Here is a 13984-nt window from a genome sequence, read left to right as displayed (position 1 = left end):
AAGCAGGCTCAACTGAGACTGATGGTCGGTCTTCCAAACAGGTTTTGCTTTCATTCCATGAAATTAAAACATATTCAGAATAAATCCTATAAAAAAAGGCTGCCTTTTTAGACAGCCTCTTCTTGCTTTTCATCAGGAAAATAAACTATTCTATTCCGCGAACTTTCTTCTCCCAATCCCAAGCAGATTTTAATGCATCTGCTAATGATAATTGAGATTTCCAGCCCAATTCGTTATTTGCTTTATCGGTATCTGCGTATGCAGCGACAACGTCTCCTTCGCGTCGATCTACTATTTTATAATTTAATTTTTGACCCGAAACCTCTTCAAAAGTTTCAATTACTTCCAGAACGGAACTACCGGTACCCGTTCCCAAATTAAACACTTCGTAATTAGTTTTATTTTTAGCTTCTACCAATCGCGTAAGCGCCATAACATGAGCCTTAGCCAAATCCACTACGTGAATATAATCGCGTACACAAGTCCCATCAGCGGTAGGATAATCATTTCCAAAAACAGAGAGCTGGTCTCTTAAACCGGCAGCAGTCTGCGTAATAAACGGTACTAAATTTTGTGGAACTCCAAGAGGTAATTCTCCTATTTCAACACTAGGGTGCGCACCTATTGGATTAAAATAACGCAAAGCAATCGCTTTGAATTTATCGTAAACCTTAGTCGTATCTCTTATAATTTCCTCCCCAATTTGCTTAGTGTTTCCATAAGGGGATTCAGCCGGTTTTACCGGTGCGTTTTCAGTTATAGGAAGTTCATCAGCTTGACCATAAACTGTACACGAAGAACTAAAAATAAAGTTAGCGAAATCTTTTGCTGTGAGTTCTTGCAATAAATAAACTAAAGAGCTCAAGTTATTCTCGTAATACAATAAAGGTTTATGCACGCTTTCACCCACTGCTTTAGATGCAGCAAAATGAATTGCTCCCACTACATCTGCGTATTTTTTAAAAAACGCCGAAACTGCATTTTTATCACGAAGATCTAATTTTTCAAAATCCGGCTTTTTTCCGGTTATAGCTTCTATCCCGTCTAAAACTGCTTCTGAAGCATTAGACAAATCATCTATAATAACCACCTCATAGCCCGCATTTTGCAATTCTACAACGGTATGCGACCCTATAAAGCCTAAGCCTCCTGTTACTAGTACTTTCAAAATTCTGCTTTATTATTTTCAACGGAAAGCTTTTCTAAAGCCTCGTCAATGTTAAAATCTTTTAATGAATCTATAATCATATCCGGCCCAAAAGCATAGTTATCAATATGTTTTGCTTTTGAAACCCCAGATAAGGTAAGTATGGTTTTATAACCCATTTGTATAGAGCCTAAAATATCAGTATCCATCGTATCGCCTATAACGATAGTCTGATCTGTGGTAAGTCCTAATTTCTTTCGTGCAGCACGCATCATAACCGGGCTGGGCTTTCCTACTGAAAATGCCTTGCGACCAGTAGCTTCTTCAATCATTTTAACAATCGCCTTGATTCCCAGATTAGACCAACCTATTTTCATTGGAGAAGGGTCTAAGTTAGTCGCGATAAGTTTGGCTCCGCCTAAGATCATATCCACAGCGTTGTTAGCCATTTCTAACGTGAAGTTTCTTCCTTCACCCACTACCACATAATCCGGATCTTGCGTCACCAGACTGTATCCATTCTCGTGTAAGCTGGTTAAAAGTCCGCCCTCTCCTAAAACATAGGCTGTTCCGTTAGGCTTTGTAAAACCTAAAAACCAAGCGGTAGCCATGGCGCTGGTGTAAACATTTTCTTCTTTAATGCTTATGCCCATAGGCTTCAGTTTATTTACAACATCAATAGGGCTGCGCTGACTGTTATTAGTCATAAACAAAAACGGTATTCCACGCTCTTGCAATGTTTTTATAAATGTATCTGCTCCTGGAATTAGGTCATTACCACTGTAAATAACCCCGTCCATATCTATTAAAAATCCTTTATCCATCGGGTAATTTGCTTTAAATGTAAAATTAACTTTTAAAGTTAAGCATGTTGTACTTTTTGAACAAAAATTAAGCTTCTATCTCGTTGTCGTAAAAGTGAGTAGCATCGTAAAGCAACTCATCTAATTTTGCATTTTCGAAGTTTACACGCGCTTCATCCCAATCGAGATAATTGATAAAATCTTCAACAGCTATTTGCCGAAACTGATTGATGGTAGTGATATCAAAATATAGCCTTCCGGTTCGTCGTACAAAGAAATCAGCTAAACTATTTGTCATCTCATAATGCACACTATACCAAAGCTCAGCACGCAATAAACGATCATTTACGTCCCTATTTCTAAAATAATTGATCTTGTTCTTTATAATCTCGGTTTGCTTACCATAAGTCGAAGTTAAATACCAGGCTTTATAAGCAGCATTCTCAATATTTAAGAATGCTAAAACCTCTTGCAGTTGTGCCTGATACTGCTCTACTTCGGTTGAATTACGCATCGCATGAGACGTTAGGGCGATATGCTGTGTACGGGACTCGTCATAAGTCTTGTCGTATTTTTCTTTAAGACGTTTACTAACGGTTTCATTAACCCGCTGTGCCATCTTGCGGTATCCGGTTAACTTTCCACCAGCGATTGAGATCAAGCCGCTTTTGCTTATGAACGTTTCATCTTTTCGCGATAGCTCAGAGGGGTCTTTTTCTTCTTCGTGAATAAGCGGTCGCAAACCTGCCCAACTTGATTCTACATCTGCTTCGGTTAAATTGATATCGGGAAATGTACCATTTACCGCATCAAGCAAATACTTAATATCATCTTTTGTAGCTACGACACGATCTAAATTTCCCGAATAATTGGTATCTGTCGTACCCACATAAGTAACTCTACCACGCGGAATCGCAAAAATCATGCGCCCGTCTGGCACATCAAAATACAGCGACTGATGTACGGGTAATTTTTCCTTCGGAAAAACCAAGTGCACCCCTTTTGTGAGGTGCAGATGTTTATTATTCATCGACTCATCTTTCGCCCGAAGCTTATCTACCCAGGACCCGGCAGCCGAGACAAAAGTTCGGCCTTCTACCTCAAAAGATTGACCGGTGTTGTGATCTAAACAATTTACGCTCGTAATCTTGCCTTTATAGTTGTAGACAAAATCACTCATCTCACAGTAATTGAGACAAACCGCACCAAACCCGGCGGCTTTTTTCATCAATTCTATAGTGAGACGTGCATCGTCTGTGCGATACTCGGCATAATATCCGCCTCCCAAAACTTTAGATTCATCCAGAATAGGTTCGCGCTCCAGCGTTTCTTCTTTAGTAAGCATCTGGCGTTTATCATCGCCTTCAACACTAGCGAGCAAATCATAGACTTTTAGACCTATTGAAGTCAACGTTTTACCATATTGCCCACCTTCAATTAACGGAAGTAACATCTTTTCCGGAACTACCAAATGCGGAGCCAGTTTATGAACAATCGCCCGCTCTGTACCCGATTCTTTTACCAGACCGATTTCCATCTGTTTAAGATAGCGCAAGCCACCGTGAACCAACTTGGTACTTTTATTACTCGTTCCCGAAGCAAAATCATTTTTCTCTACGAGGCACACACTCATTCCACGGGTCGCAGCATCTAGAGCAATCCCAGCTCCGGTGACACCACCCCCTATGATTACCAAATCAAATTTTTTCTTCTTGGCTTTTTTAATGTAGCGTTTACGGTCTATAATACTAAAACGCAGCGGCGTTTTCTCTTTTTCTAAACTTTCGGCATATCCAGAACGGGTTCGCATCACTGCCAGATCCCATCCTTCTTGTTTGTGATTGCGCTCACGAACACCCATTTTTGTGTCAAAAATGCGTTCTACTTTACGCAAGGAAGCGATATCTTTTTGCGTCCAGATTCCTGCTTTTATACCTGCAAGTAGCGCTGCTCCCATTGCAGTTACCTCTAACATTTCCGGGCGATCTACTTTAGCATCAAGCATATCTGCCTGAAACTGCATCAGATAATCATTGGCACAAGCGCCACCGTCAACTTTTAATGTTTTGATTTGCTTACCGCTGTCTTGCTCCATCGCTTTGATCAGATCACTCACCTGATATGCCAAAGCTTCAACAGTAGCTTTTACAAGTTCTTTTCTGCCAGTACTAAAGGTTAAACCTTGAATACTTCCTTTTGCGTTTCCGTCCCAATAAGGAGCACCTAAGCCGTTAAAAGCCGGTACAAAAAACAAATCCTTAAGCGGCGGAATACTTTGACAAATTGCGTTAGTTTCTTCGGCATTCTCAATAATTCCAACCTGGTCGCGCAACCATTGTATAGAAGCTCCCCCAACAAAAACACTTCCTTCTAAAGCATATTTAGGTTTCTTGTCTTCAAGTGTACAGCAAAGCGTGGTAATAAGTCCGCTTTTTGAGAAAGAAGGTTTTTTACCGGTATTGAGCAGCATAAAACATCCGGTACCGTAGGTGTTCTTTGCCATCCCAGATTTATAACCACCCTGACCAAAAAGTGCCGCTTGCTGATCTCCCGCAACACCATAAATAGGAAATGAAGTATTCTGATAGGTAATGCTTCCAAAATCTGATGAGGAAGGTTGTACTTGGGGCAGCATATTTTTGGGGATACCCAACTCCTCAAGCAAGTCATCATCCCAGTCCATCTCTTTAATATTATAAAGCATGGTTCTGCTTGCATTGGTGTGGTCTGTGCGGTGTTTCCCCGTAAATTTAAAAATCAACCAACTGTCTACTGTTCCGAATAGCAGATCCCCGGCTTCTGCTTTTTCACGAGCACCTTCAACATGATCCAGAATCCATTTAATCTTTGTTGCCGAAAAATAACTGTCTATTACAAGTCCTGTATTTTTAGCTATATAGCGAGAGAGACCACGTTCACGCAGTCCCTCACAACTATCTTCAGTTCGTTTATCAAGCCAGCAAATCGCATTGTAGACAGGTTCTCCTGTATGCTTATCCCAAACGATTGTCGTTTCTCGCTGATTGGTAATACCTATAGCTTTTATAGCTTCAAGAGGAACATTTGCTTTTGCAATCACATCTTCAAAAGTCTCCTGCTGATCTTTAAACAATTGCATAGGATCGTGCTCAACCCATCCCGATTGCGGATAATGCTGTGTCAGTTCTTTTTGAGATGTTGCAACAATCCCACCTTTCTCATCAAATAAGATGGCTCGGGTACTGGTTGTTCCCTGATCAAAAGCTATGATATATGAAGTGTTCATCTATAAGAATTTATATCGTATTTCATGACGGTAAACGGCATCAGGTCTTAAAACCGTTGACGGGAAGTTAGGATGGTTAGGAGAATCGGGGAAATATTGAGGCTCTAAACACAGTGCCGGAGACGGTCCTTGTATCTCTCCGTATTTATTTGGCACAGCATCTATACCAGCTGCACTGTAAAACTGAAGCCCAGGTTGTGTGCAATGGACTTCCATCTTAGGAGAACCGCCAGGTGCTGCTAAAATAGCTGCCGGAACCTCATCACTGTATTTTTCCAGCACATAATTATGGTCAAAACCTCCGTCAAGTTTTGATAGCGATCCTGCTAATACTTTCGATTCCTGAAGATCAAAAGGCGTACCTTCTACCTGCAAGACTTTACCAGTTGGTACGTTATTTTCGTTTTTAGGTAATATGCCGCCACCATTTATTTGCAGGGTATGTTCAGCAATACCTTTTCCACTGTGTGGATTCAGATTAAAATACTCGTGACGGGTCAAATTAACTATAGTCTCCTGGTCTGTAGTCGCTTCTAAACGCATAATAAGCTCGTTAGCATCGGTCAGTTTTACAAACATTTTAGTCAACAGATTCCCCGGAAAACCTTCTTCTCCATCCTTACTCATATAGCTAAAAACGACCTCGTCATCCAGTTCGGCAACATTCCAGATTTTTTTTCCAAAACCTTCAAAGCCCCCATGCAATTGGTTAGTACCTTCATTGGCACTTAACGCTACTTTTTTTCCATCTAAAACAACTTCGGCGTGCGCAATTCTATTTGCGTTTCTCCCTATCAATTGCCCCATAAAATACGTGTCATTTTCGTAAGTAATGAGATCATTATAGCCCAAAACCACATCGGTATAATCACCGGCATCCGGCACAATTAAACGTTGTAAAATAGCACCATACGTGATAAAATGTGCTTCCATCCCAGATGGATTTTTTAAAATTACTAAAGAAACGGAGCGCCCGTCTTGCGTGGTATCAAAAGGTTGAATTGTTATCAATGGAAAGTTTTTTATAAAGTTAAATATATAAAATACTGAAGGGATACTAGCCGAATTTGCACGCTCTTTTGTCACTATAACCCAAAACAGATATTATAGAGATTTATTTACAAAACAAACCACAAAAGGTTTTTCTTCGTAGGTTTTACAGCTACCTATAACAACTCAAACCCTTAATGAGATTCGCACTAATTTTCATACTATCGATTCCAATTTGTGGCTTCGGTCAAAAAAAATCCATAGACAAATTACTCGATGTTTACAACACGCGCAGTGTGCCTTATATCTCTGTGCAAGAACTCAAAATGCAACCCGAAGCCTATATTATTCTAGATACACGCAAAAGAGCGGAGTTTAATGTGAGTCATATTCCCAACGCGGTTTGGGTGGGAGAAAAACCTGATGAAGAACTCTTAGATTCTATCCTGAATGCAAAAAAACCAGTAGTAGTCTATTGTACAGTTGGCATTCGCAGTGAAGACTATGGTGAGAAATTAAATAGAACGAGCAAAAAGCAACTCCACAACCTTTACGGCGGCATCTTCGCCTGGAAGGATGCAGGCTATGAAGTGATCGATAATAAAGGTAAATCCACCCAAAAAATACACACGTTTGCAAAAAATTGGGAAGATTATTTAAGAACGGGGATTGCGGTTCATTAAATTTGATCATTATCAATTAACAAATACTAATGGGTCTACTCAGTAAAAAAGACACAAACGAAGATAAAGACTTCGAGGCAGAATTCCATTTCCCTACATCAGATAAAGCTCTTTTAATTTTTACCCGGAATCCGGAATTAGGCAAAGTAAAAACACGTCTTGCCGGCGGAGTGGGTGATCAAGCTGCTCTAGACATTTACAAATTTCTATTACAGCACACCGTTAAGATCACCAGCGGTTTAAGTGCAGACAAGCAGGTTTTTTATTCTGAAAAAATACGCTCTGGAGATTTTTGGGATGAAGAGAAATTTACTAAAAAACTACAACACGGTGAAGATCTGGGCTTACGTATGCAACGTGCATTTCAAGATGCTTTTAAAAGCGGCTATCAGAAAGCAATAATCATAGGCAGTGACATGTATGACCTGTCGCAAAAAGACATTGAGCAGGCATTTGCTGCACTGGATGATCACAATTTTGTAATAGGGCCCGCAGAAGATGGCGGCTACTATTTACTGGGAATGAATGTGCTTAAACCCGAACTCTTTCAGCATAAAGAATGGGGGACAGAAACCGTTCTTAACGATACACTTGCTGATTTGAAAGAAGAATCTGTTAAATTGCTAGAAACCCGTAATGATGTAGATTACTACGAAGACATAAAAGGTATTGAGGCGTTTTTCCCTTTTTTACCACAACATTTGAAATAAACAACCTATGAAAAAATTTATTGAAGAATCTGCGCAATTCTTAAAAGCGCGTGGCTTTGAAGCTCCCGAGATCGGTATCATTTTAGGAACCGGCCTTGGGCAGTTTGTTGACAAAGTTGAAATCATCAGCTCGGTAAGTTATAATCACATTCCTAATTTCCCTACGGCCACGGTAGAATTCCATACCGGAAAATTGATTTACGGTACGCTGGGCGGAAAAAAAGTCATTGTGATGCAGGGGCGTTTTCATATTTACGAGGGCTACACCTTACGTGATGTAAGTTACCCGGTACGGGTTATGAACGAACTGGGCATCAAAAAACTCCTCATTAGTAATGCGGCCGGCGCAATCAACCTCAACTTTAAGAAGGGCGAAATTATGCTCATTGAAGACCACATCAATTTGCAGGGCGGCTCTCCTTTAGCATTTAAAGGGGTTGAGCAATTAGGCTCTCGTTTCACTGATATGAGTGAACCCTATGATGTACCTATGCGGAATATTTTAAAAGAAATCGCTCTAGAAAATAACATCACGTTACACGAAGGTGTTTATACATCTGTGGTAGGACCTCAGTTGGAAACCCGCGCTGAATATCGCTTCTTAAAGATAATAGGTTCTGACACAGTGGGGATGAGTACCGTTCCGGAAGTTATTGTAGCCAATCACCTCGATCTGCCTGTTGCTGCCGTTTCGGTAATTACAGACGAGTGTGACCCTGAGAATCTGGAGCCGGTAAACATTCAGGATATTATGGATGCTGCTGCACTAGCCGAACCGAATATGGTACTGCTTTTTACACAACTCATCGAAAAACTTTAGGATTTTCAGTCTTATAAAAACCATACTTTACAAATCTCCGTAACTACTCATGTAGTTATGAATATTGAATAACTCGAAATAAAAAACAAAATGGCTAATAATTATTACGATCCCGCAGACCTTAGAAAATTTGGTAAAATCACCGAATGGAGTGAAGAACTAGGCACAAAATTCTTTGATTACTACGGAAAAGTTTTTGAAGAAGGAGCTCTTACCGCTCGCGAGAAAGCGCTTATAGCACTCGCTGTTGCGCATACCGAGCAATGTCCCTATTGCATCGATGCCTATACTAAAGACACCTTACAACGCGGAGTTACAAAAGAGCAAATGATGGAAGCAATTCACGTAGGTGCTGCTATTAAAAGCGGCGCGACTTTGGTACATGGTACCATGATGATGAATAAGGTTAATAAGTTAGAAATGTAAGCCTTAGCTAACTGTTTCATTAACTAAACCTTATCTTAGTCACTGCTGAAAAAGAAAAAAATACTGTATGTCTGTAACTAAAACAAAAAAATCCCTTCATAAACGTCACGATGATCTGGCTCAGGCTAATAAACAGCTTGAGATTTTATCGGGTGGTATTTTTGCTGATGGGGAATTACCCACATTTGCAAAAAAAATAAAGGAAACCAATCAGTTTCCCTTACGCCCTAAAAAGCTAGAGATCCTGCAAATCAATGTGGGGTATATGTGTAATCAGGTTTGTGAGCATTGTCACGTAGATGCCGGTCCAGATCGTAAAGAGATCATGACCTGGGAGACGATGGAACAATGTCTCCAAGTGATTAAAAATACAGGTGCACACACACTTGATTTAACCGGTGGCGCTCCTGAGATGAATCCGCATTTCAGACGTTTTGTAGAAGAAGCCAGCAAAGCTGGCATCAAAGATTTTATCGTGCGCAGTAACCTTACCATTATTCGTGCGAATAAAAAATATTACGATTTACCTGATTTTTTTAAAAAACACAATGTTCACGTGGTGAGCTCTATGCCGCACTGGACACGAGGAAAAACCGATAAACAACGCGGCGAAGGTGTTTTTGATCTTTCTATAAAAGCCTTGCAGGAATTGAATGAAAGAGGCTACGGAATGCCCGATAGCGATTTGCGCTTAGACCTGGTTTACAATCCCAATGGCGCGTATTTACCTTCTGACCAGGCCGGAATGGAAAAAGATTTCAAAAAAGCCCTGATGGAAGATTTTGGGATTCAGTTTCACAACCTGTTTGCCATAACCAATTTACCTATCGCCCGTTTTCTGGATTACTTAATCGCTTCAGAAAATTATGAGGATTATATGTATCAACTCGTAGAAGCCTACAATCCGGCTGCAGTTGCAAATGTGATGTGTACCAATACGATTTCGATCAGTTGGGACGGGTGGTTGTATGATTGTGATTTCAACCAAATGTTAGATTTAAAAGTCAACAGTAAGGTGAAGCATATTTCTGATTACAACGAAGATTTGCTTAACGATCGTGACATCATCATCTCACAACATTGCTACGGTTGTACTGCGGGCGCAGGAAGCAGCTGCCAGGGAACAGTTGCTTAACTCAATAGCACGCATTTTTATTGAACACGAAAACTGCCATATTAATTTTTGCCCGTTCGGCGCAGCAAGAAGCATTAGATAAAGGGTTTCGCAATGCGGTCTCTGTTTTTGAAGTGCTCAATGCTCAGGTTTTAAAGACGGTTAAACAAACCGGACTGCCGTATTTTTTATATTCGGAAGAAAAACAGCGAGGAACAACATTTGGCGAGCGGTTTACCCATGCGATACAGGATATTTACAATCTGGGGTTTGACCAGATCATCAGTGTAGGTAATGACAGTCCGCATCTTACTAAAAAGCATTTCATCGCGGCTGAAGAACATTTGAAAACCTACCCGTTAGTTTTAGGGCCGTCAGTAGATGGTGGTTTTTACTTAATGGGGCTGAAAAAGTCGCATTTCAACCCGGTTTCCTTTTTAAAATTACCGTGGCAGACTCAGGGTTTGATGACCAGTATTATTCGTCTGGTTCATTCAAAAAAGATTGAAGCTGCAGTTCTAGAAACGCTTCAGGATCTGGACACCGCTTCAGACATTTCGCAACTTTTACAAGTCAAAAAAAGTCTTCCATTCCAGATTCAACACCTTTTAAAGAAGTACGTTCAGAAAGCCTTTCAAACTTCCTATTATCAAAACCTCTTTTTTCAGAAGGTCTGTTCGCTTACTTATTACAATAAAGGTTCTCCGGTTAGTTTAAGTATTTAAGACAAAATCTAGTTGTCGTGCTGCTCGCTGTACATCTGGCAGCTTTCTTTTACTAATCAGAAACAAAAAAATGAAACACCTTTATCTTGGGCTTATGCTCTTGCTTTATGCATTTGCAAACGGCCAGACTACTATTACCGGTACCGTAACCACATCAAATGATGACTCGACCGTTCCGTTTGTGAACGTTATTGCTGTGGGCACAGATGCTGCAACAATCACCGATGAAAACGGAAACTATCAAATCGAAGTGCCTGAAACAGGATCTCAACTGCGCTTTTCGGCAATAGGATTTAGTACCCAGACTATCGCGATTAACGGGCAAACTACCATTAATATCAGCCTACAAGAATCGACTACAGATTTAGATGAAGTCGTCATCACAGCTTTAGGTCTCGAACGCGAAACCAAAGAGCTGGGCTATGTGGTACAAACCATAGAGGCCGAAGAAGTTTCAGCAGTAAAAGCTCCCAACTTTCTGGATAATCTTGCCGGAAAGCTTGCCGGTGTAACGGTGTCTCAGGGTGCGACCGGAGTAGGATCTTCTTCAAAAATCACCATACGTGGAGAAGCTTCATTTTCTAACAACAATCCGTTGTTTATCGTTGATGGAACGCCCATTAATAACAACACTGTTTTTAACGAAAGTAACGAAGCTGCAGCCGGTTTTCAAGAGATCGATTTTGGTAATGGCGCGATGGAAGTGAATCCTGATGATATCGCTTCGGTAAGTGTTTTAAAAGGCCCCAGTGCTGCTGCACTATACGGTACGCGTGCCTCAAATGGGGTTATTATTATTGAAACCAAAAACGGAAGTCAACGTAAAGGGCTGGGCATTAGCATCAATACTTCCCTGTTTATAGATACACCTTTTAAACTCCCGGAATTTCAAAATCAATACGGTCAGGGAAATTCGGGGCAATTTGAATTTGTTGACGGTTTAGGCGGAGGGATTAATGACCTTATCTCCTATTCCTGGGGACCACGTCTCGATCAAGGTACCTTAATCGCTCAGTTTGATTCACCAGTAACTTTAGCCGATGGAACTGTAGTTCGCGGTGGTGACACTTCGTTATATTCAGGGAACACCATCACCCCTACAGCCTTCAATTCACATCCCAATAATCTGAAGGATTTTTACGAGACCGGAGTCACCACAATAAACAATGTGGCTATCGGCAGTAGTTTTGACAAAGGAAACTACCGCATTTCATTTACCGATCTGCGTAGCGAAGCTATCATTCCAGGTGTCAATCTCGATCGGCAGACTCTAGCTACAAAACTGAACTTTAAGCCAACCGACAAAACAACATTTAATGCCTCAATAAGCTATGTAAATTCGGGGAGCGACAACCGCCCTTCTAATGGGTACGGTAGTGAAAATGTGAATTATGCACTAGTGGCATGGGGACCGCGCTCGCTAGACATAAACAGTTTGCGTCAATACTGGCAACCGGGTCTTGAAGGTGTACAGCACTATTCTTTTAATTACACGTATTTCGACAATCCGTTTTTTACGATGTACGAAAACCGCAACTCGTTTAACCGGGATCGTGTTTTCGGGAATATGTCGATCAAACAAGAAATTACAGACAACCTGAGCATATCACTTCGCTCCGGGATGGATTATTCCAGCGAGACCCGAAAGTTACGCCGGGCTTTCAGTTCTAACCGTTTTAAAAATGGAGGCTACGCCGAGCACGATGTGTTTTATCGAGAGATCAACACCGATTTCCTAGTCAATTACAAAAACATCTTTGGTGCTATTTCTTTAGATGTTTCTTTAGGTGGAAACCGTCTGGATCAAAAAGCATCAACAAAACAATCGCAAACCGTCAATCTTGCGCAACCGGGAATTTTCAATCTGAATAATGCCGCATCGCCTATTGATGTGTTTCAATTTGAATCAAACAAACGTATCAATTCGTTCTACGGAATTGCAAAACTAGGCTACCGCGGGTTTCTATTTCTGGATCTAACCGGACGTAACGACTGGTCGAGTGCTCTGGCAACCCCATTTTCGGTTGACGGTACTTCATTCTTTTATCCTTCGGCTTCTGCTAGTTTTATCCTTTCTGAAGTCACCAAATTACCGAAAGCGTTCTCGTATGCGCAACTTCGTGCAAGTGTGGCGCAGGTGGGTAACGACACGCAGCCCTATCAAACCAGTGGCGCGTTTATTTCTCAGACTTCGTATAACGGACAACCTACGTTCAGTAATCAAAATTTTATCCCGAATGCCAATTTAAAACCGGAGCAAACCACTTCTTATGAAGTAGGAGCAGATATTCGGTTTTTAAAAGACCGCATTCGCCTCGATGCAACTTATTACAATGCGTTGACTAAAGATCAGATCATCTCCTTGCCTATCGCGATTTCTTCAGGTTACAATCAGCAGGTGGTGAATGGCGGTGAAGTTCGTACCCAGGGGGTTGAGCTAATCGCAGCTATGACACCGGTTTTGACTGGTAATTTTAAATGGAATACCACCTTTAATTTCAGCACCAGCACTTCACGGGTAGAAAGCTTACCGCAGTCTGACGGAAGACTGACTCTGGCTTACAGCCGAATCTATGATAGCGCCAATCAAACGGTTTGGTTTCAGGTTGAAGAAGGCGGGAAAATTGGGGATATCTACGGAACCGGGTATCAAAAAACCGAAGACGGTCAATTTATTTTAACCGCAGACGGGAGCTATATCGCAGATAATAATCTAAAGAAAATAGGGAATTACACCCCCGATTTTATGTTGGGTTGGAACAACAGTTTTAATTATAAAAACTGGAATTTGAGTTTCTTATTCGACTGGAGACAAGGTGGCGAACTCGTTTCGCGTACCCGTGCATTAGGAACCGTTGGCGGCCAGCTTGCAGAAACCGCTAATCGCCCTGCAGCAGGTATAATTCCACAAGGAGTTGTAAATATAGGCACTGCTGCAAATCCGCAATACGAACCCAATACTACGGCAGTTTCAGCAGAAACCTATTACCGTCAGTTTTACGATCGCAACCACGAAGAAAATAATATTTATGACGCTTCCTTTTTGAAGCTGCGCCAATTTTCTGTGGGCTACACCTTCAATCTAAAAGATGGCTTTTTAGGCTTATCTAACGGTATGGACATCGATCTGGCACTTGTGGGTCGCAATCTGTTTGCGTTCTCCGAGATTCCACATTTTGATCCTGAGCAACTCGCGGTTCAGGGAACCGGTTTTGTTAGCGGTGTTGAAGATATGAGTTATGCGACTACGCGTAGCATTGGTTTAAAAGCGGGCTTTAATTTCTAAAGCCTTAAAGACTAT

The 13984-nt window shown here is 41.2% G+C and carries 11 protein-coding genes; 7 read left to right on the top strand and 4 right to left on the bottom strand.

Annotated features, from left to right (window positions below; all coding sequences use genetic code 11):
- Positions 1–145: 145 nt before the first annotated feature.
- From galE to DSM02_RS14965, 4 genes are all read right to left on the bottom strand, one after another.
- Positions 146–1168 (bottom strand): UDP-glucose 4-epimerase GalE, encoded by a 1023-nt coding sequence (gene galE, locus DSM02_RS14980; protein ID WP_128766374.1) that lies wholly within the window; start codon positions 1166–1168, stop codon positions 146–148.
- Positions 1165–1971, bottom strand: a complete 807-nt coding sequence (locus DSM02_RS14975; RefSeq protein WP_128766373.1) for an HAD-IIA family hydrolase — start codon at positions 1969–1971, stop codon at positions 1165–1167. Before DSM02_RS14975 ends, galE begins: the two co-directional genes overlap by 4 nt.
- Positions 1972–2038: 67 nt before the next feature.
- The gene (glpK, locus tag DSM02_RS14970) at positions 2039–5215 is read right to left on the bottom strand and encodes a glycerol kinase GlpK (protein ID WP_128766372.1); all 3177 of its coding nucleotides are present in this window, start codon (positions 5213–5215) and stop codon (positions 2039–2041) included.
- Positions 5216–6226: an aldose epimerase family protein gene (locus tag DSM02_RS14965; RefSeq protein ID WP_164918323.1), complete on the bottom strand. Its 1011-nt coding sequence runs from the start codon at positions 6224–6226 to the stop codon at positions 5216–5218.
- Positions 6227–6402: 176 nt separating this feature from the next.
- Between DSM02_RS14965 and DSM02_RS14960 the strand changes: the two genes are divergently transcribed.
- The 7 genes from DSM02_RS14960 (at position 6403) to DSM02_RS14930 (ending at position 13969) form a co-directional block, all read left to right on the top strand.
- The gene (locus DSM02_RS14960; protein WP_128766370.1) at positions 6403–6888 is read left to right on the top strand and encodes a rhodanese-like domain-containing protein; all 486 of its coding nucleotides are present in this window, start codon (positions 6403–6405) and stop codon (positions 6886–6888) included.
- 29 nt (positions 6889–6917) lie between these two features.
- The gene (locus DSM02_RS14955; protein WP_128766369.1) at positions 6918–7598 is read left to right on the top strand and encodes a TIGR04282 family arsenosugar biosynthesis glycosyltransferase; all 681 of its coding nucleotides are present in this window, start codon (positions 6918–6920) and stop codon (positions 7596–7598) included.
- Positions 7599–7605: 7 nt separating this feature from the next.
- Positions 7606–8418: a purine-nucleoside phosphorylase gene (locus DSM02_RS14950; protein ID WP_128766368.1), complete on the top strand. Its 813-nt coding sequence runs from the start codon at positions 7606–7608 to the stop codon at positions 8416–8418.
- Positions 8419–8508: 90 nt separating this feature from the next.
- Complete coding sequence (locus DSM02_RS14945) at positions 8509–8844, top strand: arsenosugar biosynthesis-associated peroxidase-like protein (protein ID WP_128766367.1); 336 nt, start codon at positions 8509–8511, stop codon at positions 8842–8844.
- Between the two features lie 67 nt (positions 8845–8911).
- Entirely contained in the window at positions 8912–9979 is a 1068-nt protein-coding gene (arsS, locus tag DSM02_RS14940) for an arsenosugar biosynthesis radical SAM (seleno)protein ArsS (protein WP_128766366.1), read from the top strand.
- 20 nt (positions 9980–9999) lie between these two features.
- On the top strand, positions 10000–10683 hold the full coding sequence (locus DSM02_RS14935; RefSeq protein ID WP_128766365.1) for a TIGR04282 family arsenosugar biosynthesis glycosyltransferase: 684 nt from the start codon (positions 10000–10002) through the stop codon (positions 10681–10683).
- A 70-nt stretch (positions 10684–10753) separates the two neighbouring features.
- Complete coding sequence (locus tag DSM02_RS14930; RefSeq protein ID WP_128766364.1) at positions 10754–13969, top strand: SusC/RagA family TonB-linked outer membrane protein; 3216 nt, start codon at positions 10754–10756, stop codon at positions 13967–13969.
- The last annotated feature ends 15 nt before the right edge of the window (positions 13970–13984 follow it).

The organism is Leeuwenhoekiella polynyae, from assembly GCF_004104075.1.
Classification (GTDB): Bacteria; Bacteroidota; Bacteroidia; order Flavobacteriales; family Flavobacteriaceae; genus Leeuwenhoekiella; species Leeuwenhoekiella polynyae.
The sequence above is the reverse complement of the archived record's forward strand: the minus strand, read 5'-3'. Positions and strand labels throughout refer to the sequence as shown.

Bases quoted from the DNA above. Each gene is read 5' to 3' on its own strand.
- DSM02_RS14975 (WP_128766373.1), bottom strand. From the start codon at position 1,971: ATGGATAAAGGATTTTTAATAGATATGGACGGGGTTATTTACAGTGGT.
- glpK (WP_128766372.1), bottom strand. From the start codon at position 5,215: ATGAACACTTCATATATCATAGCTTTTGATCAGGGAACAACCAGTACC.
- DSM02_RS14960 (WP_128766370.1), top strand. From the start codon at position 6,403: ATGAGATTCGCACTAATTTTCATACTATCGATTCCAATTTGTGGCTTC.
- DSM02_RS14955 (WP_128766369.1), top strand. From the start codon at position 6,918: ATGGGTCTACTCAGTAAAAAAGACACAAACGAAGATAAAGACTTCGAG.
- DSM02_RS14950 (WP_128766368.1), top strand. From the start codon at position 7,606: ATGAAAAAATTTATTGAAGAATCTGCGCAATTCTTAAAAGCGCGTGGC.
- DSM02_RS14945 (WP_128766367.1), top strand. From the start codon at position 8,509: ATGGCTAATAATTATTACGATCCCGCAGACCTTAGAAAATTTGGTAAA.
- arsS (WP_128766366.1), top strand. From the start codon at position 8,912: ATGTCTGTAACTAAAACAAAAAAATCCCTTCATAAACGTCACGATGAT.
- DSM02_RS14930 (WP_128766364.1), top strand. From the start codon at position 10,754: ATGAAACACCTTTATCTTGGGCTTATGCTCTTGCTTTATGCATTTGCA.